This is a genomic window from Paenibacillus sp. CMM36 (assembly GCF_053570945.1).
Map to the genome: position 1 here is coordinate 234,217 of NZ_JBSEDY010000008.1, position 18,896 is coordinate 253,112.

Consider the following 18,896-nt stretch of genomic DNA (forward strand, 5'->3'; position numbering starts at 1 on the left):
TGATGGGAGCGGCACAGGCAAAACCTATTTAGGAATTGGAGAGAGATTATGACATCTAAGGATATGGCGGATAATGCTGCTAATGAAGTGAAATCGAATGATGCCGAGCGGGAATTGATTGAGATTGAGCTGTTGCTGGAAGGTATACATCGGCTGTACGGCTACGATTTCCGTAACTACGCTCTGCCTTCGATTAAGCGGCGTGTTTATTATCATGCGCAGTCCGAGAATGTAAGCACGATATCAGGACTTCAGGAGAAGGTGCTGCATGATCGCAGCGCCTTCGATAGGCTGGTACAGAGCCTTTCCATTCCGGTGACCGAGATGTTCCGTGACCCGGAGCTGTTTCTGAATTTCAGACAGAAAATCATTCCTATTTTGCGAACGTATCCGTATATTCGAATATGGCATGCAGGTTGCTCCACGGGTGAGGAAGTATATTCTATGGCGATCTTGCTGCATGAGGAAGGCTTATATGATAAGGCCCGCATTTATGCGACGGATATGAATAACCTGTCTTTACAGCAGGCGAAGGAAGGCGTATACGGGATCGACCGAATGAAGCTGTATACCAAAAATTATTTGGAGTCCGGGGGCACACAATCGTTCTCTGAATATTATACAGCCAAGTATGATTCAGTGATGTTTCATCCTTTTTTACGGAAAAATATTATTTTTGCGGAGCACAACTTAGCGACAGACCGGTCCTTTAACGAGTTCAATGTTATTTTTTGCCGGAATGTCATGATCTATTTTAACGACGAACTTCGCAACCATGTACATGGGTTGTTTTATGATAGCTTGAGTCATTTTGGCGTGTTGGTGCTTGGGGCCAAGGAATCCATACATTTTACCGATTATAGTGATTCCTACGAGCCGCTGGACCGGATAGAAAAAATATACCGGAAGATTAAATAGAGATGCTTAGGAGGATTCCATGGGGCTTCATGAACCGATTCATATATTGCTGGTAGATGACAGACCTGAGAACCTGCTCGCTCTTGAGGCGGTGCTGGAGAGTGAACAATATAATCTGGTAAAGGCCACATCCGGGGAAGAAGCGCTGCGATGTCTATTAAAAGATGAATTTGCACTCGTAGTCCTGGATGTGCAGATGCCGGGTATGGATGGTATTGAGACCGCAAAGCTAATCAAGGCCAGAGAGAAAACGAAGGATATTCCGATTATCTTCATTTCAGCTAACAGCAAGGAAGCGGAGCATTTATTTGCGGGATATTCAGCAGGCGGTATTGATTATATGGTTAAGCCGTTCATCCCTCAAATTCTCAAGTCCAAAATTGAAGGTTTCGTGCAAATGTATCTGACAAATAAGCGTTTGAAGACACAGTCCCATCTGCTTCATCAGAAGACCCAGCAGCTGGAGAAGATGAACAGCGAACTGATTGCCGCCAAGGAGGCAGCGGAGATTGCTGCCAATGCCAAAACGGAATTTCTGGCGATGATGAGCCATGAGATCCGCACACCTATGAACGGCGTCATTGGAATGATTGATTTGCTGATGGAGACGGAGCTGCAAAGCGACCAACAGGAATATGCCGATATCATCCGTCGTAGTGCAGACGCACTGGTAGCAGTCATTAATGATATTCTGGACTTCACTAAGCTGGAGTCAGGCAAAATGGAGGTAGAGGAATATCCTTTTGATCTGGTTTCCTGTATCAAGGAAGTTTTCAGCCTATTTACGGTAGAAGTGAACCGAAAGAACTTGGAACTGGTTTATTTTCTCGATGAACAGATGCCTCCTGTGTTATATGGAGATATGGGAAGATTGCGTCAAGTACTGATTAACCTGATATCCAATGCTGTCAAATTTACAGACCGGGGCGGGGTGTATGTTTTCGCATCTGTCAAAGAGCAAAGCGATAATGGACTTACCGTTGAGTTTTCTGTGAAGGATACAGGCATTGGTATTGATCCGGCTAAGGTTGGAAGGTTGTTTCAGCCCTTTTCCCAACTGGATTCTTCAATGACACGTAAATATGGTGGAACCGGGTTAGGACTCGCCATTTGTAAAACCTTAGTGAATATGATGGGCGGAGATATCCGTGTAGATACGAGCGGAGAACAGGGCGTGACGTTTCATTTCACAATGAAGCTTGGCTTTGCTCAGGAAAATGAACTGGAGGGAGAGTCCAGCCACGATTGGGAAATTCCACATCAGGAATCTCCAAGTCGTAGACCTGTACTGGTCGTTGATGATCATCCGATTAACCAGAAGCTGATGGTTAATATACTGGATAAGCTCGGACTGGCTTCAGATGTGGCAGCAGATGGACAGCAGGCGCTTGATATGGTCACGGCTAATCAGGACTATGACTATATCTTTATGGACTTGCAGATGCCTGTGATGGACGGTCTGGAGTGCACAGGGAGAGTGCGTGAACAATTGGCGGGAAGATCGCAACCTGCCATTATCGCCATGACGGCTAATGTGATGGAGGGTATTCAGTCTCGATGTATTGAAGCGGGGATGAACGATTATATTAGTAAGCCCGTTAAAATCAGCAGTGTAAAACAGGCATTGCTACGGCATTCTCCGGACCATTTTCCAATGCAACCGGGTAAAGATCAGATCAATGAAGCTTAGATGGTGGCATTTGGTAGTGTTTAAAAAGTTATACCGTGATTCAAACGCTCGTATAATGGGTTAGTATGTAGGGAAATCTTTTTTTGGGAGAGTAGGCCTATGAATACAAATAAAAATGAGAAGTTTAATGCAATTACGGAAACAACCGATGGCGTAAATACCGTTTATCTGAGTGGAGAGTTGGATCTTTCGGTAGCACCTGATTTTCGTCTGGTGATGGAGCCTTTGGTGGGGGAATCCAGCCAAGATTTGATTATTAACTTGAGAGACCTTAAATACATTGACAGCACAGGTATTGGAATCTTGTTATCCATTTTAAAAGCAAGGCATGGGATGGAGTCTCGCTTTGCTGTTCAAGAGGTACCGCCTCAAATTCAAAAGCTATTTGATATGACTGGTATTGCCAAATTCTTTGTCCCCCAGGAGAATTCCCAATAGGAAAGGAAAGAAAAAGAAATGAACGCTCAAATTCAAAAAGTAGTTCTTAATTTGCCGGCAACTGCTGACTTTGTTGATATTGTAAGATTAAATTTATACGGTATTGCCGCGAAAATGGGATTCTCTTATGAGGATATTGAAGACATGAAAGTGGCTGTATCGGAAGCCTGTAATAACTCTGTCCTTTATGCATATGGTCATGAGGGGGGAGTCGTGGAAGTGACATTCGAATTTGATGAAGTTTCGCTGTCCATTCGTGTCAAAGATGAAGGGGAGAGCTTTGAACGCGTGGAGGACCCGTCCCGTATCGCATCCTTGCATGACAAGGAGTTGAATGATGCACAGATAGGCGGATTAGGCTTTTATCTCATGCAGGCGCTTATGGACGATGTCCATATCTTGAATGAGACAGGAAAAGGCACCGAAGTGGTGCTGGTAAAGCGCTTGACCAGAAGTGAGGAAAGAGTATGAATGAAAAGGTAACTCCCCCGGAGTCGATGGATGAAGCCGTTGGTCTAATCTGGGAGTACCAGCAAACCAAGGATAACGAGATTGCTACCGTGCTGATCCGCAAGTATGAGCCGATGGTCAAGATGGCTGCCGGGAAAATCTCCCGTAACCGTCCGGACTTATACGAGGATTTATATCAGACCGGTCAGATGGCTTTGATACGTCTGCTTCAGCAATACGATATCAGCTTGGGTATCCCATTTGAACCGTACGCTATGAAAAGTATGCTGGGACATATGAAAAATTATTTGCGCGACAAATCCTGGTACATCCAGGTTCCTCGCCGCATTAAGGAAAAGGGTGCGCTTGTTCAACATGCTATTGATGAACTGACCGTTAAGTTGGAACGCTCACCCAATGTGGACGAGATTGCGACCTATTTGGATCTAACCGTGGAAGAAACGATCGAGGTGCTTGCTGGTCGTGAGTGCTATCACTATGTTTCACTGGACTCGCCTTTATCCCAGGAAGAGAGTGCAGCTACGTTAGGCGAGCTCATTAGCTCGGATGCTAACGATTATGACACTGTGGAAAAACGAATGGATTTGCAGCAGGCTTTAAGCCAACTGAAGGAGCAGGAACAGAAGGTGCTTCTTCTGGCATTTCAGGACGGTCAATCTCAACGTGCGATTGCCCAGACGTTGGGCGTATCACAGATGAGCGTTTCCCGTATTCAGAAGCGGGCTACGGAAAAGCTGAAGCAGATTATGTCTAATTCCTCTATTTCATGAGAAAAACGCGGAATTCTTGGTTTAACATATTTGATGTCACATCGTAAGGACACGTTATTCCGATATGGGAAACGTGTCCTTTTTATAAAGCGAAAAAGGTTGGGAGGAAGGTTGGAATCCATGACAGCATTTGAACAGATTTCTTCCTTTCGTGGAGGATGGGAATGGTGGGACATCAGTGCTGGGAATTGGCAAGATTCGGTCATACAGCACTTGAAGGAGAAGCTCCCAGAAGCCGCAGAATGGCTGGACAAGGTAGAGGACATTCCATCCAGCTTTATATCTGTACGCTTTCCAGATGGCAATCAGCCCTTAATGTACGGGTCGCTGATCTACTCCGTTCAAGAGGAAATCGATAGTCAACGCAATTGCAACAAGTTTTATTTTCTGGTTCTAAACCAGAAGCTGGTGACGTTAAATTTGGATCAAAACACCCGTGAAATTATGCACACCGCGGAACGCCAAAAAATGCTGGAACAGTGTGAGGATGCAGCTGACGGCATGTTTGTATTGGCGAGAGCCGTGCTTCATTATTTTCATACAGGTATGGATAAGTTCGAGATCAACCTGAGAAGACTGGAAGAGGACATGGAGAAAAGAAATGCCCGTACACTGATGGATTCTATATTGAATGCACGTTTCGAGCTGTTGTATTGGAGCAATATGTTCATTCCTTTTTCAGAGCTGGTAACGGCTTCTCGGGAGGCATATTTGGATAAACTGGAGGAGAATCGCTTTTTTAAGCAGTTACTTTACCGTGTGACTCGGATGGAAGGACTTTTCCTGTATTATGAAAAGGAAATCGACACCCTGATCTCTATTGACGAGGCCATTTCCGCTTTTAGGGGCAATGAGATTACGAAGACGCTCACCATTGTGACCGCCGTTTTTACACCTGCCACTGTAGTGGGGGCCATTTGGGGCATGAACTTTGAAAATCTGCCTTGGATTAAAACAGGCTGGGGTTTTACCGCCGTGATTATTGCCACATTGCTAAGTATGGCGGGAATGTACGGCTGGCTGATGATGAAGGGGTGGACAGGAGACTTATTGAAAACTAACAAGCGCAACAAATTGTAGCGGCTGCTTACAGCTGTTATAATTTACAAATAAAAAACGATCCATCGTAACAGGAAGCTCTTTGGGGAGTCTATATCGGTTACGATGGATCGTTTTTAATTGAGATAGGGACAATTACTTAGTACCTTGGCTCATTTTGATATATCCTAATAATTCGGCGATGAAATCTCCGATGACCGGAAGATTTAACTGTACCAGGAAACTGAGCAACCAAGCGAGCAAGGCGAGTATGACCACTGTACCCAGCGTAAGGCCGAGACCACGTGCAATCCCTGCAGTCAGATTGCTCATAATTCTTCTTTTCGTGCTGGAGTAGTTCTCTATAATATCTTTGAATTCTGCTTTTTCCAATGTATCTGCGATTTGATCTAGGCGTTTGTTAAGCCGCTTGACCTCATGGCGAAGTTCAAAAGGATGCTCATTTACATCAAAGTCTCTCTCCGGATCATGTGTTTTAACATGATGAGTAGAAGAGGTCTGCTTGGATGAAATCTCATCTGGCTGATCTTGAGCCTGGAGGGGGTGAAAGGTTCTCTTGTTGTTCCGAGCAAGATCATCTCCATAGGAGTTTAGTTTGTTCATTGTCATCCCAGCCTTTCTATCATTTAAAAACAGCCAGCTTCTTGCATGCTGGCTGTTCAGTGTTTGGATATTATTTTGGTTGTAATCGGAATGTGTTCCTATTAGGAATTTGCATTTAATTGTTTTTGAGTGTCCTTGGCTGCTTGAGCGGTTGCATCCATAACTTCTTTATCCGCTTTGGCCGCTTCATTAGCGACATCGGCAGAAGCTTTGGTTACGCTGGATATGATGTTGTCTTTACTCTCGGATACCGTTTTGGCTACATCTGCTGTTTTAGTGGAAACGGTTTTGGCCAAATCTGTCGCTTTGCTGCTAACTACAGATGCGACATCCTTCGTTTTATCGGAGACAACAGTCATTTTTTCGGACAGATCACTACGTAAATCGCGACCCGGCTTTGGAGCGAACAGCAGGGCTGCCGCAGCACCAATCAAACCTCCAATGAATAAACCCTTTGCAAAACCTGAAGTGCTTGCCATATTTTGATTGTCAATGTTACTCATGATATATCACTCCTTTTATAGAATAAAAATATATATAAATGTTAGGTAGCCCTTCTCAATAGCCTGGACACAAGTCCGAGCAAGAATACGAACAATGCGGTTCCAAGTATGGCTGGAATGACTGCAAAATCTCCGATGACCGGGCCCCAGTCTCCCAACAGCATGACACCTAGCCAAGCTCCTACAAATCCAGCAATCATAGAGCCTGCAATGCCGCCAGGCATTTCATGTCCAGCTAGTGCATCGCCAATCAATCCGATAATAATGGCCATTACAATACTTAGTACAATTCCCCACACAAGGATCGCCTCCCTTATCCTAAGTTCACAAACGATAACGTTTTTGATAAATGCTGAGCTTCGATATTGCTGTGCCTTGCTTACTTCGTATATAAACGTCATGACCCGGAGTGAAACAAAAAGCCGAATCGGACGTTATGGGCGGGGGGGAGAAGAAAGTTGCATTTTCGCTCGCCAATAGATCATAGGAACGGTAAACGCCAGCCAAATGATGCCTGCAATATAACCACCCACAATATCTGTAGGAAAGTGAACTCCTAAATATATACGGCTTAGTCCAATCAATATAATGAGCAGTGCACCAAGAACGCATGGGAGGAAGAGCGAACGCTCACGAATCTTTCGTTCTATAGCCCAGATGGCAAATATCATGCCGTAAAATCCCATGGAAATCATCGCATGACCGCTGGGAAAACTGTAGCCCCCGGCTTCAACCAAATGTTGAAGTGACGGGCGTTCCCGTTGCAGAATTTCTTTAATGAGCGTATTCAGCACCCACATCGCCGTAAAGCTGCTTAGGATCGCAAAGGAATAAGCTTTTGAACGAAGAAAGACCCAGCATAAGGTAGCAGCACCGAGGGCGATAATTAACGACATGCTGAATGAACCGAAAGACGTAATGAATATAGCGATGGTTAGCAATTGGTCATGAGTAGCTGCTGTGTCTGGAAAAATAGCATCCTGTATACGCTCATCCCAATATAGAAAAGGAGCCGTGCCAATCCATTGCACAGAGTAGGCGATGAGAAGCATCACAGCGATCATGATAATAGATGCATACAGACTACGACGCAAATAGCTTGGTAGGAACCGGGATGGTTGGGGTTTATGGGATAGCATATGTAATAAATCTCCTCCTTATGGCTGTAATAGATTTAATTTTTCGTACTATTAACTTAACTAATAATGAACTTAAGAGCAAAACTCGACGGAGACGACAGGCTGATTGAGGCATTTAAGCCCGGGGTAAAGGGATCGTATCACAGTGTTTGTAATGCCAGGGCCGAAAGTGGAATAATCATCACGAAGCAAGGCTGCTTTACGGAACTGTAATCCATGGAGGTGTTAAGGATGATTAAAATAGTGACATCGGCAGAAAGACATACCTCAAATAAAGGATGGATTCATAGTGAGTTTAGCTTTTCATTTGCCGATTATGAAGATCCGAGCAATGCCCATTTTGGTTGTATGCTAGCCCATAATGATAACAAACTTGAACCGCAGCAAGGCTTCAAAAGACATCCGCATCACGATTTGGAAATCGTCACTTATGTAATTGAAGGCCAATTGCATCATAGCGACAGCTTGGGACATGAGCAGGATTTAAAAAGCGGCTCGATTCAGGTTCTGAGTGCAGGCATCGGGATTGAACATGAAGAGCGAAATACTGGGGATGAAAGATCGGTTCGCTTTTTGCAAATGTGGTTTTTACCCGAGAGCCCTGGCATTCAGCCTTCTTATCAGGTGCAAAGATTCAAGCACAGTGAACGCCTAAATCGGCTTCAGCCTGTTGTGTCTGGTTCAGAAGTGGAGGGAACGTTATCCATCGCGCAGGATATAAATCTGTATCTGAGCAGATTGGAAAAAGGCCAGCAGCTTGAATATCCGCAGCAAGAGGAGCGCCGCACCCACATTTATGTAGTTAGCGGTCATGTGGAAGTTACGTGCCAGGATGGAGATTTTCAGTTAGGGCCTGGTGATGCTGCACGAATTCAAAAAAGTTGTGCATTAAAGATACTAGCTACAGGTAATGAGGATATATCTGAACTGGTGTTAGCAGATTTACCTTGAAGCATCCTTGAGTGAAGAAGTGTATGAAAATGCGTATATGCAATCGAAAAATAAAGCTCGTATCCCCGTTGCGCGTCTGTTGAAGCGAGCGGAGGTACGAGCTTTATTTACGGTGACAGGGCCACTGGCATGAAGGCTGTTGCTCATGATGATAGGTTGTAATACAGCTAAGCTGTATTCCTATAGGCTGATTCAGGAGGACTTACGCAATCTACCCAGTTCAGAAACAATAGCTTCAACCTCGGAAATGCTCAGGTTAGGCTTGTTTATCACCATATCATAGACATCATGGATGTCCTCGTATTGCTCCAGCGAGAAAGCGGAAGCTTGCATAGCAGCACCACTCGCCATACGGAGCTTGGTTTTAATGCCCTCAATCATATACTCAATGTTGGCATGAGACGGTACAGACAAATCCATCGTTAATTTTCCATCCTTTCATAACAGGGGAAGTTGCCTGTATTGTATCATGTTTTTGTTGTAGAATGTACTGAAAGCCAGATTACCAATATACAACCGAATCAAGGAGGATGGGCAAAGTTGTCTTTGTATAATCGAGCTTCCGCACCCGGACGCTCGTCCTTAGAACATAATGTAAAGAAAACAGATCGAGATGGACTCGCGCCGTTTTTCCGAGAAATTCATCATCAGCATGCTATAGATAAGTTGACTTTTGTTTGTATCGGTACAGATCGCTCGTCGGGTGATTCACTGGGGCCACTGGTAGGCACCATGCTCAAGGAGCAAGGTTTTCCGCACGTGATTGGGACAATGTCGGAGCCCTGTGATGCGGATCATCTGGTTCCATACTTGGAGTGCATTCCCCAAGATCATCATGTGATCGCCATAGATGCTTGTCTTGGACAGCACGGCTCAACGGGAATGTTTCTTATTGCGTGTGAACCGCTAACTCCTGCGCGATCGGTAGGGCTGTCTCTGCCGTCTGTGGGTCATTATAGTGTTGCAGCGATTGTGAATGAGCGCAGTCCCAAACCCTATTGGACACTCCAAATGACTTCGCTTCACTTGGTCATGACAATGGCTGCGCATATTGCTAATGCGGCGGCTTGTGAATTTGGCTTAAAAACAGCTTCGCAAGATTTTCCAGAGGGTTACCGTTTCAGATATTGATCGTCTGCTTAATAATATACATCAGCATGTTCTACTCACTAATATATTCAGATCCAATAGATTATATACAGAGAAGGAAGGGTTCCACATGGAAAAGGTATTATGCGAAGGAACGACGATCTGCTATGCCGAACAGGGAAAAGGAGATCCGATCATTCTATTGCACGGATTTTGCGGAAGCTCCTCCTATTGGGATGAGGTTGTTCCCTTGCTGTCCCCAAGCTATCGTTGTATTGTTCCAGACTTGCGTGGACACGGACGCAGCGATGCTCCACTAGGAGCCTATACGATTGATCAAATGGCAGATGATGTGCTTAAACTTCAAGAACAATTGGACATCCCTCAGGCTGCCTGGTTTGGTCACTCCCTAGGAGGCTATTTAGCCCTTTCGGCAGTGCAAAGACATGCAGAGCGCCTTACAGCCTTTGGACTGATTCATTCCACAGCTTATGCAGATACGGACGAAGGTAAAGAAAAGCGTAACAAGGCTGTATCTACCATCCAAACGGAGGGGATTACCAACTTTGTAGATGGACTCGTACCGGGACTGTTTGCTCCTGATCATGTGGAGTCGATGTCCAGCCAATTACTTAAAGTCAAAGAAATTGGCTACAAAACACCTCCGCAAGGAGCTGTAGGAGCATCATTGGCTATGCGCGAGCGTCCTGACCGACGGGATGTGTTGTCGGCTTCTGCCTTGCCAGCTCTTTTAGTAGCGGGGGAGCAGGATCAGGCGGTTCCTCCAGCGCGGACGTTTACAACAGATCGGGCCGGAGTAACTCAGGTTACCCTGCCGGAAGCAGGTCACATGAGCCTGTTTGAGGCACCGGAGCTATTAGCTAATGCTATCTTGGCGTTTTTGGAGCAAAACTTGAAAAAGTAGACTAAGGTAAGCCCAAAAACCGGAACCCTTTGATGTGATCGTCAGAAGGTTCCGGTTTCTTGTATGCAAATTGTTTTTAGATGTGGTCACTATACATTCAGTTTATTTGAATTTTGCTGACTTGTTGTATCATATCGGTTAATGTGCAGAATACCTAAGTCATATTATTTTTGTTCAAGGCAAACGCCGTCGGCAAACCATCAATACTCTCTAAACTTTTCTCGTATGCATACTTTTTAAGTACTTCTTCGCCCATCTGAATCGCCACGTCCTTCAGCTTTTCCCGTTCGCTCGTGTAAGTCATGAAGGGAACTGCAAAACCACATGAATCCTGCACCATATGAACATCAACTACTATGATTTGTCTTGCTCCAGGAAGTGGATTAAAGAGAGGATACAGCTCATTCCAACGCTTTGTATTGGGCAACACGACTGTGCCAGTACCATAGAGTCTTAATACACTGGGCTCGCCTTCAAATGCACAGAACATGATGGTTACCCGTCCGTTCTCTATAATGTGCGCACTTGTTTCGTTGCCACTTCCCGACAAGTCGAGATAGGCTACCTCCTGATCTGACAAAATACGAAAGGAATCATATCCCTTGGGGGAAATATTCACATGCCCCGTCTCGGATATCGGTGCTGATCCTACAAAGAAAATATGCTGTCGCTGTATGAACTCTTTATATTCCGGTAGTATCGCACTGAATTTTTTTCCCATACTTAAACGTCCTCCCCTGTAAAATATCAATGCATAATTTTGTTTCGAATGAAAATAAATATTTTATTTTATTATATGAATCAATAAATAATAAAGATTATTTTTGTTTCGAATGAAACAAAAATAACACGAGACTAACGGAGAATCAATATCAAATTTTCAAATACTCTATTTCGTTAGTCCATGATCGGCTACAAAACACTGTACTAACGGAATGTTACGTGCCATACGTGATTTCTGAGTGTCGAATCTTTGATGCTATAAAGTATTTGTAATTGTGTTAAATGAAATTGCGGCATGGCGGTGGCATTTGGCTTTTAGACAAGGATGTCATACAATCAGAAGACAGAAGTTTCTGGTTGTCTAGGCATCGGGATGAAAGGAAGGGAACGGCTTGCTTAGAAAAGACTATTTGCTCAGTATGATGGAAGAATTGACATCCGCAGTAGCATCGGTGCTCGGTCTTAGGCGCGAAAATAAACACATCGAAGCGCTGAAACAGCTAGATGACCTGCTCAACAAGCAGTTTCGTCTTCGTTCAGATCTGCTCAGACGATTGCCGCCGGAACAAATTATTGAGCTTTTCCGATTGGGCCCTGGAATTGAAGCGGATAAGCTTCAGCAGGTGGCTCGCATTTTGGAGGAAGAAGCCGCGATTTACCTGGAAACCAGCAGAACAGACGAAGGTATACGAATCTTGATGAAATCTCTTCATTTATATTTGTACAGCGATACGAATGGCGCGACTCGTGATCTGCAGGTCCTGCCTGAACGAATAGCGTGTATCGTGAAGCTGGTGCGCGAATATGAGCTCCCCCCCTGAAACCAGCAAGCTGCTGGCTGTTCATTACGAGCGAGAAAACAGGTTGGACGAAGCCGCCGATGTCTGGTTTGGATTGGCATGGGAGCAGCCAGAGCTGCTAGCGGAAGCGGAGACGTTTTATAGTCAATTACTGGATAAGACCAATGCAGAGCTGGAGCTGGGTGGAATTTCACGCCAGGAAGTCACCGAGGGTTTGACCGAGATCACCCAATTACATGAAAGAAAGTGAGATGTACCTTTTGGATTCACTGCGCGAACTTATATACCAATTGACCACGGGAGGATCCCTCATAACAGCGACGCTGAGTCAGCTTCGCAAACGGGAGGATGCTTCTTTTACTAAAGTACAAATTAAACCTGTAGAATTGAAAAACAAACTGCATTACCAGTTTGCTTTTCATTACAGCAACAAAGTCATTCATGAAAATCTGACCCCTGACGAAGCTAACGAGCGTATGACTGCCTTGTTTGAGGACACGTTCCGCCAAGGACTTTTATGCGCCAAGGATGCAGACTACCAAGTGCTGATCAGTAAAAAATATAAAGTATCCATTCTGACAAAGTCACCGAGCAAAAGTAAAGCCGACCTGTCTCATAATCGCAAAAAGCAATATGTGCTCGAAGAAGGGGAACGAATTCCTTTCCTGATTGAGCTGGGGATTATGAATGAGGATGGTAAGGTACTGGCCCGCAAGTATGATAAGTTTCGTCAAATTAACCGGTTTCTCGAAATGGTGCAGGATGTATTACCTAGCCTTCCGGTAGGCCGCCCATTGACGATTGTGGATTTTGGCTGTGGCAAATCGTATTTGACCTTTGCGTTGTATCACTATTTGGCTGTACAGCAAAAGCGACCATTGCAGATCGTTGGTTTGGACTTGAAGGCAGATGTCATTGAAGCCTGTAATGTTCTGGCTCAAAAGCTGCAATATCGACAGTTGGAGTTTCTGGTCGGTGATATCGCAGACTATAACGAACTGGAACAGGTGGATATGGTTGTTACCTTGCACGCTTGTGATACTGCAACAGATGCGGCGCTGGAAAAGGCTGTTCGCTGGGGTGCTTCCGTCATTTTGTCGGTTCCGTGTTGCCAGCATGAGCTGTTTAACCAACTGGAAAATCCGGTATTGGAGCCGTTGCTTTCCCACGGCATTTTAAAGGAGCGTTTTTCTGCACTGGCAACGGATGGAATCCGGGCCAAACTGCTGGATATGATGGGATATCGGACACAGCTATTGGAATTTATCGACATGGAGCATACACCTAAAAATATTCTGATTCGTGCCGTCAAAGGGCAAGCGGGAGAACAATCCGTTCTGTGGCGTGAATACACAGCATTTCGGGATTTTATTCATGCTGATCCTTATTTGGAACGCGCTTGTGCGGACTTGCTTCCCGAAGGAGCGGGGAAAAAGCAGACACATAGCTAGGAATATAGTAAAAGTGGAGCCACTGCGGGGTGGCTCCACTTTTTTGTAGTTCACAGTTCATGATTGCAGTACACAAACATCTATCCGCCATAGGCATTTCTAAAAGCGGTGCACAAGACATCGCGATCCACCTTCCACAATGCCGCGAGCTCCTCGCTGACATCTTCATCCCACCAGTCGCACAGTAGTTTGCGATTACTATGGTTTTCCGCAATCCAGATAAGGTGTCCGACGACCTTGCGGCAGTATAGTTCTTCGCCCTGCTTGACCAGATCAGGAGCAATGTGAACAGGCAGACGTTTGCAGGTTCGATACAACTCTTTGGTACATGCGCGGCGGATACCACGAGCCGTGGGTAATCGGGATTGTGAATTGTCATGTTTGGGGAATTTGCCGGGAGGCATATTGTACCCCCTCCTCTCTCTCACAACTTATGCGGGCAGAGGATCCGGGGTCACTGACTTCCCTTTTTGGACGAAGTGGCGACTTGTTCTGCCGCTGTGATACACTAAATGAAAATAGAGAAACAGGCAGGGAGTGGGAAGAGAGATGGACCAAATATCTAGTATCATTAATTATTTGTTTGAGATCATTCGTAGTCTTGGGTATTTTGGTATTATGCTAGGCTTGATGGTGGAGGTCATTCCAAGTGAAATAGTCCTCGCTTATGGCGGTTTTTTAGTGTCCTCGGGTCATATTAATTTTTTTGGCGCAGTCGTGTTTGGAACGATTGGCGGGGTGCTGGCCCAGTTGTTCATTTACTGGATTGGACGCTATGGCGGCAGACCCGTTTTAGATAAGTATGGGAAATACATACTCATCAAAAAAAGTCATGTTGACCACGCTGAAGCCTGGTTCAATAAATATGGCACAGGGGTCATTTTTACAGCTCGCTTTATCCCTGTTGTTCGTCACGCGATCTCAATCCCTGCCGGGTTGGCTCGAATGAACGTATGGCGCTTTATTATTTTGACAACGCTGGCGATTATACCTTGGTCTGTTTTGTTTATATATTTAGGTATGCTGTTGGGAGACAAGTGGGAACAAATTGACGAAGTGGCAGCACCTTACATCAAACCGATTTTGCTGGTTGCTCTTGCGCTCTTGATCATTTATTTTGTTATCAAATGGATTGTAGCCAAAAACAAAAAAGGAAGTGTATAACATGAGCCGTACTAACGTATCGCAATATTTCGGAAAGGGCTTGAGTCCTGAACAATTTATGGAGGGCATGGAAAAGAACAAAGAAGCCTTCCGCTCTGGATACGATCAGTTTGTGTGGAGCAGCGAAGAGGATCGGGAGTTTTTTGAAAGCCTGAACCATCGTGATGATCTGCGTGTGCTTATATTGGCTGCCGACTGGTGTGGGGATGTAGTACGCAATGTGCCAGTTGTGTTCCGCGCGTTGGAGAATAGCGGGATTCCAACCGAAGTATTGATTCTGGAAAATCATCAGGCGCTGATGGACGACTTCCTGACAATGGGCGGACGTGCTGTGCCGATTGTGATTTTTGCGGATACGGGAGGTCATGTACTTGGCCACTGGGGACCACGCCCTGCACATGTTCAACAAATTATGATCGCATTCAAACGTGAAAATCCAGATCGGGAAGCCGATGATTATCAAGAAAAAATCGCAGTTGCTCGTAAAGAAATGGCTGGAAAATATGGGGAGGGAACCGAGGTCCATCCTGTAATTGTTCAGGAATTACGCGAGCTGATCTCGGGATTTTAACTTATGACATTATCTATTCGCAGTTTTAATCTCGGCCCGCTCCAGACGAATGCTTATTTGCTTCAAGGAGATGATCCGAAGCGCGCTGTTATTATTGATCCAGGGATGAATCCGGGTCCTTTGCTGAGAGCCATTGAGCCACTGACGATTGAAGCTATCCTGCTGACGCATGCCCATTTTGACCATATCGGAGGAGTAGAGGAGATTCGCAATGCCAAAGACTGCCCGGTTTATCTGCACGCCTTGGAGCAAGACTGGCTTACATCTCCTAAGCTGAATGGCTCCTTGATGTGGCCAGAGGCATCCCCTCCGATCTCGACGGAACCAGCCGAATATGACTTGGCAGAAGGTCAACAATTGAACCTGATCGGTCACACGTTCCGGGTTTTCCATACACCGGGCCATTCACCCGGAAGTGTCAGCTTTTTATGCGGCAAAGATCTTTTTTCCGGGGATGTGCTATTTCGTCAGGGCGTTGGACGCACGGATCTGGCGGGCGGCCGCGAACGGGATCTATACGATTCTATTCAGAACAAATTGTTTCCACTCGGAGATGACGTTACAGTCTATTCCGGTCACGGTCCCAAAACGTCCATCGGTTATGAGAAAGCTAACAATCCGTATATCCGGTAAATGTGATGAATGTTCAGTAGGGGCAAAATCAAAGGTGTGACAGGTTTTGCCCCATTTCGACAACAAATTATAAATTATGTATAGACAAAGGTTTTTATTTTTGTTAACATAAATTTATTGAAGTTACATACTAAACTCGCGAAGCACGCAAGCTGTGGATGAATCCCGGTTTGCGTTCTTTTTTTTTGCCCATTAAGAGGATAAAGAGGCATGAGGCCGTCAGATCACAAGGGGGAGCAAGAATGAAAAGAAAACATATATATGGGGTACAACGTGAGATTGGAGGTAGTTTCCGGGTTCCCAATATAATAGATATTGAAGATTCTGTGGCAGATTCCGAGCCGAAGATCATAACTTGGAAAAAGGTGAAACGACGGGGCGGAATCCCTACACAAAACTGGCATGTGAGGCTGAATGAACACAGGTTGGGACGTGGAGACGGTCGATTATGAAGATACATAGATGATATAGACAAGCTACTTTTTTTTTTAGTAGACTTAGCAGATAAGTTCAGACAAACGGGGGGGGCTAACGATGCATCATTTAGGAGCTAGAATTATGATCGTCGCGGATGCTTTTGAGCAGAATCTTCCTGTGGGCGAACATGGTTATATCATTGCTTACGACCGTAATGCGGACAATGCTTTTGACTATGTCATTCGCGTACCGAAGGTGAACCGCAATTTTTTTGTACCATCCGGAGACATCGAGCTGGAAGAGAGTATTCTCAAGCTGGAAGCCGAGCGGATTGAGCGTGAAGCGCTGATAGATTACGCCCTTGCTACCCATAATGAGCAACTGTTCATGCATGTGATGAACGGTGGTATTGATTCGGTAGAGACTGAGGAAGAAGAAACCGCGGCGGAGTTGTTGTCACAGGCTGATTTTATCAGACAAGTCAATTTGCGTGCTTGGATATAGAAGTCGGCTACGGTCGATTCTTTTTAAGAATATATAAAGGGCACAATCTCAGCTCCTATAGTTTTCACGAAAGAGCACCGAAAGGTGCTTTTTTTATATTCTTTTAGCAACATTTACCTCATCGAAGTGCAGTTTGCTTCTGTACCGCGTCAAAGATTGAATTGTAAAGGGTTCTATCCTATAATTAAAAACGTTATTTCAAAGTTCGGTGCAGCATTTTTTAATATCAGGATTTTGCAAAATTCGATTTCAGTCGCTTATTGGATTTTTTGCAAAATCCTCATATACATGAGGAGGGTTTTGTATGAACATTTCCACGGAAGATGTCCGTCACGTAGCCAAGCTGTCCAGGTTGAATCTGACCGCGGCTGAGGAAGAAACGATGACAGGACAATTAAACGCCATTCTCCATTATGCGGAGAAGCTGAATGAGCTGGATACGGAGCAGGTAAAGCCGACCACTCATGTGCTGCACGTCAGCAATGTCATGCGAGACGACGAAGTTCGCGAAAGTTTGACACATGAGCAAGTGATGCGCAATGCACCTGAAGAAGAAGACGGACAGTTTAAGGTTCCTGCTGTTCTGGAATAGATCTCATATTTGAAAGGAGGATGCAAATTGAGCTTGTTCAATAACACATTGCCCGAGATACATAACAAGCTGCATCAAAAGGAAATTTCCGTGAGTGATCTGGTAGGACACGCTCTGGAGACAATTGGTGCGCGGGAAGACAAGATCAGAGCTTATATTACCGTTGACGAGGAACAGGCCCGTGCATCCGCACGTCAGCTGGATGATCAACTGATTTCCGGAGAGGAAAGAGGGTTGTTGTTTGGCCTGCCAGTTGGCATTAAGGATAATATTGTGACAGAAGGGCTGCGTACAACATGTGGCAGTCAGTTTTTGAAAAATTTTGATCCCGTTTACGATGCCACAGTTGTTAGCAAGTTACGCGCAGCGCAAACCGTGACACTCGGTAAAATGAACATGGACGAATTCGCCATGGGCGGCTCTAACGAGAACTCCAGCTTTTTCCCTGCACGTAACCCTTGGGATTTAGAACGTGTTCCCGGTGGTTCCAGTGGCGGCTCGGCTGCGGCTGTTGCAGCGGGTGAGGCTTATTTCACGCTCGGCTCGGATACAGGGGGTTCCATTCGCCAGCCCGCTTCTTACTGCGGAGTAGTTGGCCTGAAACCAACCTATGGTCTAGTATCCCGCTTTGGACTGGTGGCTTTTGCCTCCTCTTTAGACCAAATTGGACCCATTACTAAAAATGTTCAGGATTCGGCCTATGTCCTACAAGCCATTGCAGGTTATGACCAGAAGGACTCCACTTCTGCAAAGGTAGACATTCCTGATTATTTGAACGCTTTAACCGGGGATGTAAAAGGACTACGTATCGCTGTGCCTAAAGAGTATCTTGGTGAGGGCGTCGATCCTCAGGTCAAGGAGAAGGTGCTGGATGCACTGAAAACGCTGGAAGGATTGGGCGCTGTATGGGAAGAGGTATCTCTTCCACACACGGAATATGCGGTTGCGACATACTACCTGCTGGCTTCATCCGAAGCGTCATCCAATCTGGCACGTTTTGACGGCGTGCGCTATGGTGTACGTTCTGACAATCCAGACAACCTGCTTGATCTATACCATCAGTCCCGTACGCAGGGTTTTGGTCCTGAGGTGAAGCGTCGGATTATGCTAGGTACCTATGCGCTCAGCTCTGGGTACTACGATGCTTATTATTTGAAAGCTCAAAAAGTGCGCACACTGATTAAACAGGATTTTGATCGTGTATTTGAACAATATGATGTGATTATCGGACCTACTGCACCGACAACTGCTTTCAAAATCGGCTCGCAAGTGGACGATCCATTAACAATGTATTTGAACGATATTTTGACGATTCCGGTGAGCTTGGCTGGTGTGCCAGCCATTAGCATTCCGTGTGGTCTAGCGGATGGAATGCCAGTCGGACTACAAATCATCGGAAAAGCCTTTGACGAGTCTTCCGTGCTACGCGTAGCTCATGCTTTTGAACAAAATACCGAATTTCACAAGCAGCGTCCGCAGCTGTAA

The 18,896-nt window shown here is 45.3% G+C and carries 26 protein-coding genes; 19 read left to right on the forward strand and 7 right to left on the reverse strand.

What is annotated here, in order from left to right; genetic code table 11:
• Nucleotides 1–48: 48 nt before the first annotated feature.
• The 6 genes from ACWA2B_RS17375 to ACWA2B_RS17400 all read left to right on the forward strand — a co-directional run bounded on the left by ACWA2B_RS17375 (nt 49) and on the right by ACWA2B_RS17400 (nt 5,367).
• Nucleotides 49–918: a CheR family methyltransferase gene (locus tag ACWA2B_RS17375; RefSeq protein ID WP_029517171.1), complete on the forward strand. Its 870-nt coding sequence runs from the start codon at nt 49–51 to the stop codon at nt 916–918.
• Nucleotides 919–937: 19 nt separating this feature from the next.
• A complete protein-coding gene (locus ACWA2B_RS17380) occupies nt 938–2,608 on the forward strand; it encodes a response regulator (protein ID WP_449292460.1) in 1,671 nt (556 codons plus the stop codon).
• Nucleotides 2,609–2,707: 99 nt separating this feature from the next.
• Nucleotides 2,708–3,046 carry an STAS domain-containing protein gene (locus tag ACWA2B_RS17385; protein WP_023990272.1) on the forward strand — a complete coding sequence of 113 codons (339 nt, stop codon included), beginning with the start codon at nt 2,708–2,710 and terminating at the stop codon, nt 3,044–3,046.
• An 18-nt stretch (nt 3,047–3,064) separates the two neighbouring features.
• On the forward strand, nt 3,065–3,517 hold the full coding sequence (gene rsbW / locus ACWA2B_RS17390; RefSeq protein ID WP_013311930.1) for an anti-sigma B factor RsbW: 453 nt from the start codon (nt 3,065–3,067) through the stop codon (nt 3,515–3,517).
• A complete protein-coding gene (locus ACWA2B_RS17395) occupies nt 3,514–4,287 on the forward strand; it encodes a sigma-70 family RNA polymerase sigma factor (RefSeq protein ID WP_013311929.1) in 774 nt (257 codons plus the stop codon). The genes rsbW and ACWA2B_RS17395 overlap by 4 nt, the downstream gene beginning before the upstream one ends.
• 120 nt (nt 4,288–4,407) lie before the next feature.
• Nucleotides 4,408–5,367, forward strand: coding sequence for a magnesium transporter CorA family protein (locus tag ACWA2B_RS17400; RefSeq protein WP_449292461.1), 960 nt, complete (start codon nt 4,408–4,410; stop codon nt 5,365–5,367).
• A 114-nt stretch (nt 5,368–5,481) separates the two neighbouring features.
• Here the strand turns inward: ACWA2B_RS17400 and ACWA2B_RS17405 are convergent, their stop codons facing one another.
• From ACWA2B_RS17405 to ACWA2B_RS17420, 4 genes are all read right to left on the reverse strand, one after another.
• Nucleotides 5,482–5,955, reverse strand: coding sequence for a DUF5665 domain-containing protein (locus tag ACWA2B_RS17405; RefSeq protein ID WP_449292462.1), 474 nt, complete (start codon nt 5,953–5,955; stop codon nt 5,482–5,484).
• 95 nt (nt 5,956–6,050) lie between these two features.
• Nucleotides 6,051–6,452 carry a YtxH domain-containing protein gene (locus tag ACWA2B_RS17410; RefSeq protein WP_039273640.1) on the reverse strand — a complete coding sequence of 134 codons (402 nt, stop codon included), beginning with the start codon at nt 6,450–6,452 and terminating at the stop codon, nt 6,051–6,053.
• 41 nt (nt 6,453–6,493) lie between these two features.
• A complete protein-coding gene (locus tag ACWA2B_RS17415; RefSeq protein ID WP_013311925.1) occupies nt 6,494–6,751 on the reverse strand; it encodes a GlsB/YeaQ/YmgE family stress response membrane protein in 258 nt (85 codons plus the stop codon).
• A 135-nt stretch (nt 6,752–6,886) separates the two neighbouring features.
• Nucleotides 6,887–7,591 (reverse strand): phosphatase PAP2 family protein, encoded by a 705-nt coding sequence (locus tag ACWA2B_RS17420; protein ID WP_069011993.1) that lies wholly within the window; start codon nt 7,589–7,591, stop codon nt 6,887–6,889.
• A 231-nt stretch (nt 7,592–7,822) separates the two neighbouring features.
• Here ACWA2B_RS17420 and ACWA2B_RS17425 point away from each other — a divergent pair, with 231 nt between their 5' ends.
• Nucleotides 7,823–8,542 (forward strand): pirin family protein, encoded by a 720-nt coding sequence (locus tag ACWA2B_RS17425; RefSeq protein ID WP_069011995.1) that lies wholly within the window; start codon nt 7,823–7,825, stop codon nt 8,540–8,542.
• A gap of 192 nt (nt 8,543–8,734) precedes the next feature.
• Here the strand turns inward: ACWA2B_RS17425 and ACWA2B_RS17430 are convergent, their stop codons facing one another.
• Complete coding sequence (locus tag ACWA2B_RS17430) at nt 8,735–8,962, reverse strand: DUF1128 domain-containing protein (RefSeq protein WP_029517178.1); 228 nt, start codon at nt 8,960–8,962, stop codon at nt 8,735–8,737.
• 120 nt (nt 8,963–9,082) lie between these two features.
• Between ACWA2B_RS17430 and yyaC the strand changes: the two genes are divergently transcribed.
• Nucleotides 9,083–9,673 carry a spore protease YyaC gene (gene yyaC, locus ACWA2B_RS17435; RefSeq protein WP_039273804.1) on the forward strand — a complete coding sequence of 197 codons (591 nt, stop codon included), beginning with the start codon at nt 9,083–9,085 and terminating at the stop codon, nt 9,671–9,673.
• 88 nt (nt 9,674–9,761) lie between these two features.
• Complete coding sequence (locus tag ACWA2B_RS17440) at nt 9,762–10,556, forward strand: alpha/beta fold hydrolase (protein WP_029517180.1); 795 nt, start codon at nt 9,762–9,764, stop codon at nt 10,554–10,556.
• Nucleotides 10,557–10,710: 154 nt separating this feature from the next.
• On the opposite strand, the gene ACWA2B_RS17445 is transcribed toward ACWA2B_RS17440, so the two are convergent.
• Nucleotides 10,711–11,277: a pyridoxamine 5'-phosphate oxidase family protein gene (locus tag ACWA2B_RS17445; protein WP_069011999.1), complete on the reverse strand. Its 567-nt coding sequence runs from the start codon at nt 11,275–11,277 to the stop codon at nt 10,711–10,713.
• 394 nt (nt 11,278–11,671) lie between these two features.
• On the opposite strand from ACWA2B_RS17445, the gene ACWA2B_RS17450 reads away from it, so the two are divergent.
• From ACWA2B_RS17450 to ACWA2B_RS17460, 3 genes are read left to right on the forward strand one after another with little or no spacing between them, the layout of a single operon-like run.
• Nucleotides 11,672–12,100, forward strand: a complete 429-nt coding sequence (locus ACWA2B_RS17450; protein WP_449292463.1) for a hypothetical protein — start codon at nt 11,672–11,674, stop codon at nt 12,098–12,100.
• Complete coding sequence (locus tag ACWA2B_RS17455; protein WP_449292464.1) at nt 12,084–12,329, forward strand: DUF6483 family protein; 246 nt, start codon at nt 12,084–12,086, stop codon at nt 12,327–12,329. Before ACWA2B_RS17450 ends, ACWA2B_RS17455 begins: the two co-directional genes overlap by 17 nt.
• On the forward strand, nt 12,316–13,530 hold the full coding sequence (locus ACWA2B_RS17460) for a class I SAM-dependent methyltransferase (RefSeq protein ID WP_029517183.1): 1,215 nt from the start codon (nt 12,316–12,318) through the stop codon (nt 13,528–13,530). The genes ACWA2B_RS17455 and ACWA2B_RS17460 overlap by 14 nt, the downstream gene beginning before the upstream one ends.
• A gap of 80 nt (nt 13,531–13,610) precedes the next feature.
• Here ACWA2B_RS17460 and ACWA2B_RS17465 read toward each other — a convergent pair whose 3' ends face one another.
• Nucleotides 13,611–13,934, reverse strand: coding sequence for a hypothetical protein (locus tag ACWA2B_RS17465; protein ID WP_029517184.1), 324 nt, complete (start codon nt 13,932–13,934; stop codon nt 13,611–13,613).
• A gap of 145 nt (nt 13,935–14,079) precedes the next feature.
• Between ACWA2B_RS17465 and ACWA2B_RS17470 the strand changes: the two genes are divergently transcribed.
• From ACWA2B_RS17470 to gatA, 7 genes are all read left to right on the forward strand, one after another.
• Complete coding sequence (locus tag ACWA2B_RS17470) at nt 14,080–14,694, forward strand: DedA family protein (protein WP_029517185.1); 615 nt, start codon at nt 14,080–14,082, stop codon at nt 14,692–14,694.
• A gap of 1 nt (nt 14,695) precedes the next feature.
• Nucleotides 14,696–15,265 (forward strand): thioredoxin family protein, encoded by a 570-nt coding sequence (locus ACWA2B_RS17475; protein WP_029517186.1) that lies wholly within the window; start codon nt 14,696–14,698, stop codon nt 15,263–15,265.
• Nucleotides 15,266–15,268: 3 nt separating this feature from the next.
• Nucleotides 15,269–15,898, forward strand: a complete 630-nt coding sequence (locus ACWA2B_RS17480; protein WP_069012005.1) for an MBL fold metallo-hydrolase — start codon at nt 15,269–15,271, stop codon at nt 15,896–15,898.
• A gap of 242 nt (nt 15,899–16,140) precedes the next feature.
• A complete protein-coding gene (locus ACWA2B_RS17485; protein ID WP_069012007.1) occupies nt 16,141–16,350 on the forward strand; it encodes a hypothetical protein in 210 nt (69 codons plus the stop codon).
• Nucleotides 16,351–16,432: 82 nt separating this feature from the next.
• Entirely contained in the window at nt 16,433–16,819 is a 387-nt protein-coding gene (locus ACWA2B_RS17490; protein WP_025675434.1) for a hypothetical protein, read from the forward strand.
• Nucleotides 16,820–17,123: 304 nt separating this feature from the next.
• On the forward strand, nt 17,124–17,411 hold the full coding sequence (gene gatC / locus ACWA2B_RS17495) for an Asp-tRNA(Asn)/Glu-tRNA(Gln) amidotransferase subunit GatC (protein WP_013311910.1): 288 nt from the start codon (nt 17,124–17,126) through the stop codon (nt 17,409–17,411).
• A gap of 27 nt (nt 17,412–17,438) precedes the next feature.
• Nucleotides 17,439–18,896 (forward strand): Asp-tRNA(Asn)/Glu-tRNA(Gln) amidotransferase subunit GatA, encoded by a 1,458-nt coding sequence (gene gatA, locus ACWA2B_RS17500; protein WP_023990257.1) that lies wholly within the window; start codon nt 17,439–17,441, stop codon nt 18,894–18,896.

What these genes read in the sequence shown, in the direction of transcription:
- ACWA2B_RS17490 (WP_025675434.1), top strand. Translation starts at nt 16,433, where the DNA reads ATGCATCATTTAGGAGCTAGAATTATGATCGTCGCGGATGCTTTTGAG.
- ACWA2B_RS17385 (WP_023990272.1), top strand. Translation starts at nt 2,708, where the DNA reads ATGAATACAAATAAAAATGAGAAGTTTAATGCAATTACGGAAACAACC.
- ACWA2B_RS17400 (WP_449292461.1), top strand. Translation starts at nt 4,408, where the DNA reads ATGACAGCATTTGAACAGATTTCTTCCTTTCGTGGAGGATGGGAATGG.
- ACWA2B_RS17460 (WP_029517183.1), top strand. Translation starts at nt 12,316, where the DNA reads ATGAAAGAAAGTGAGATGTACCTTTTGGATTCACTGCGCGAACTTATA.
- ACWA2B_RS17405 (WP_449292462.1), bottom strand. Translation starts at nt 5,955, where the DNA reads ATGACAATGAACAAACTAAACTCCTATGGAGATGATCTTGCTCGGAAC.
- ACWA2B_RS17480 (WP_069012005.1), top strand. Translation starts at nt 15,269, where the DNA reads ATGACATTATCTATTCGCAGTTTTAATCTCGGCCCGCTCCAGACGAAT.
- ACWA2B_RS17395 (WP_013311929.1), top strand. Translation starts at nt 3,514, where the DNA reads ATGAATGAAAAGGTAACTCCCCCGGAGTCGATGGATGAAGCCGTTGGT.
- ACWA2B_RS17455 (WP_449292464.1), top strand. Translation starts at nt 12,084, where the DNA reads ATGAGCTCCCCCCCTGAAACCAGCAAGCTGCTGGCTGTTCATTACGAG.
- ACWA2B_RS17425 (WP_069011995.1), top strand. Translation starts at nt 7,823, where the DNA reads ATGATTAAAATAGTGACATCGGCAGAAAGACATACCTCAAATAAAGGA.
- ACWA2B_RS17430 (WP_029517178.1), bottom strand. Translation starts at nt 8,962, where the DNA reads ATGGATTTGTCTGTACCGTCTCATGCCAACATTGAGTATATGATTGAG.
- ACWA2B_RS17380 (WP_449292460.1), top strand. Translation starts at nt 938, where the DNA reads ATGGGGCTTCATGAACCGATTCATATATTGCTGGTAGATGACAGACCT.
- ACWA2B_RS17420 (WP_069011993.1), bottom strand. Translation starts at nt 7,591, where the DNA reads ATGCTATCCCATAAACCCCAACCATCCCGGTTCCTACCAAGCTATTTG.
- ACWA2B_RS17485 (WP_069012007.1), top strand. Translation starts at nt 16,141, where the DNA reads ATGAAAAGAAAACATATATATGGGGTACAACGTGAGATTGGAGGTAGT.
- ACWA2B_RS17440 (WP_029517180.1), top strand. Translation starts at nt 9,762, where the DNA reads ATGGAAAAGGTATTATGCGAAGGAACGACGATCTGCTATGCCGAACAG.
- ACWA2B_RS17445 (WP_069011999.1), bottom strand. Translation starts at nt 11,277, where the DNA reads ATGGGAAAAAAATTCAGTGCGATACTACCGGAATATAAAGAGTTCATA.
- rsbW (WP_013311930.1), top strand. Translation starts at nt 3,065, where the DNA reads ATGAACGCTCAAATTCAAAAAGTAGTTCTTAATTTGCCGGCAACTGCT.
- ACWA2B_RS17475 (WP_029517186.1), top strand. Translation starts at nt 14,696, where the DNA reads ATGAGCCGTACTAACGTATCGCAATATTTCGGAAAGGGCTTGAGTCCT.
- ACWA2B_RS17410 (WP_039273640.1), bottom strand. Translation starts at nt 6,452, where the DNA reads ATGAGTAACATTGACAATCAAAATATGGCAAGCACTTCAGGTTTTGCA.
- gatC (WP_013311910.1), top strand. Translation starts at nt 17,124, where the DNA reads ATGAACATTTCCACGGAAGATGTCCGTCACGTAGCCAAGCTGTCCAGG.
- ACWA2B_RS17375 (WP_029517171.1), top strand. Translation starts at nt 49, where the DNA reads ATGACATCTAAGGATATGGCGGATAATGCTGCTAATGAAGTGAAATCG.
- ACWA2B_RS17470 (WP_029517185.1), top strand. Translation starts at nt 14,080, where the DNA reads ATGGACCAAATATCTAGTATCATTAATTATTTGTTTGAGATCATTCGT.
- ACWA2B_RS17465 (WP_029517184.1), bottom strand. Translation starts at nt 13,934, where the DNA reads ATGCCTCCCGGCAAATTCCCCAAACATGACAATTCACAATCCCGATTA.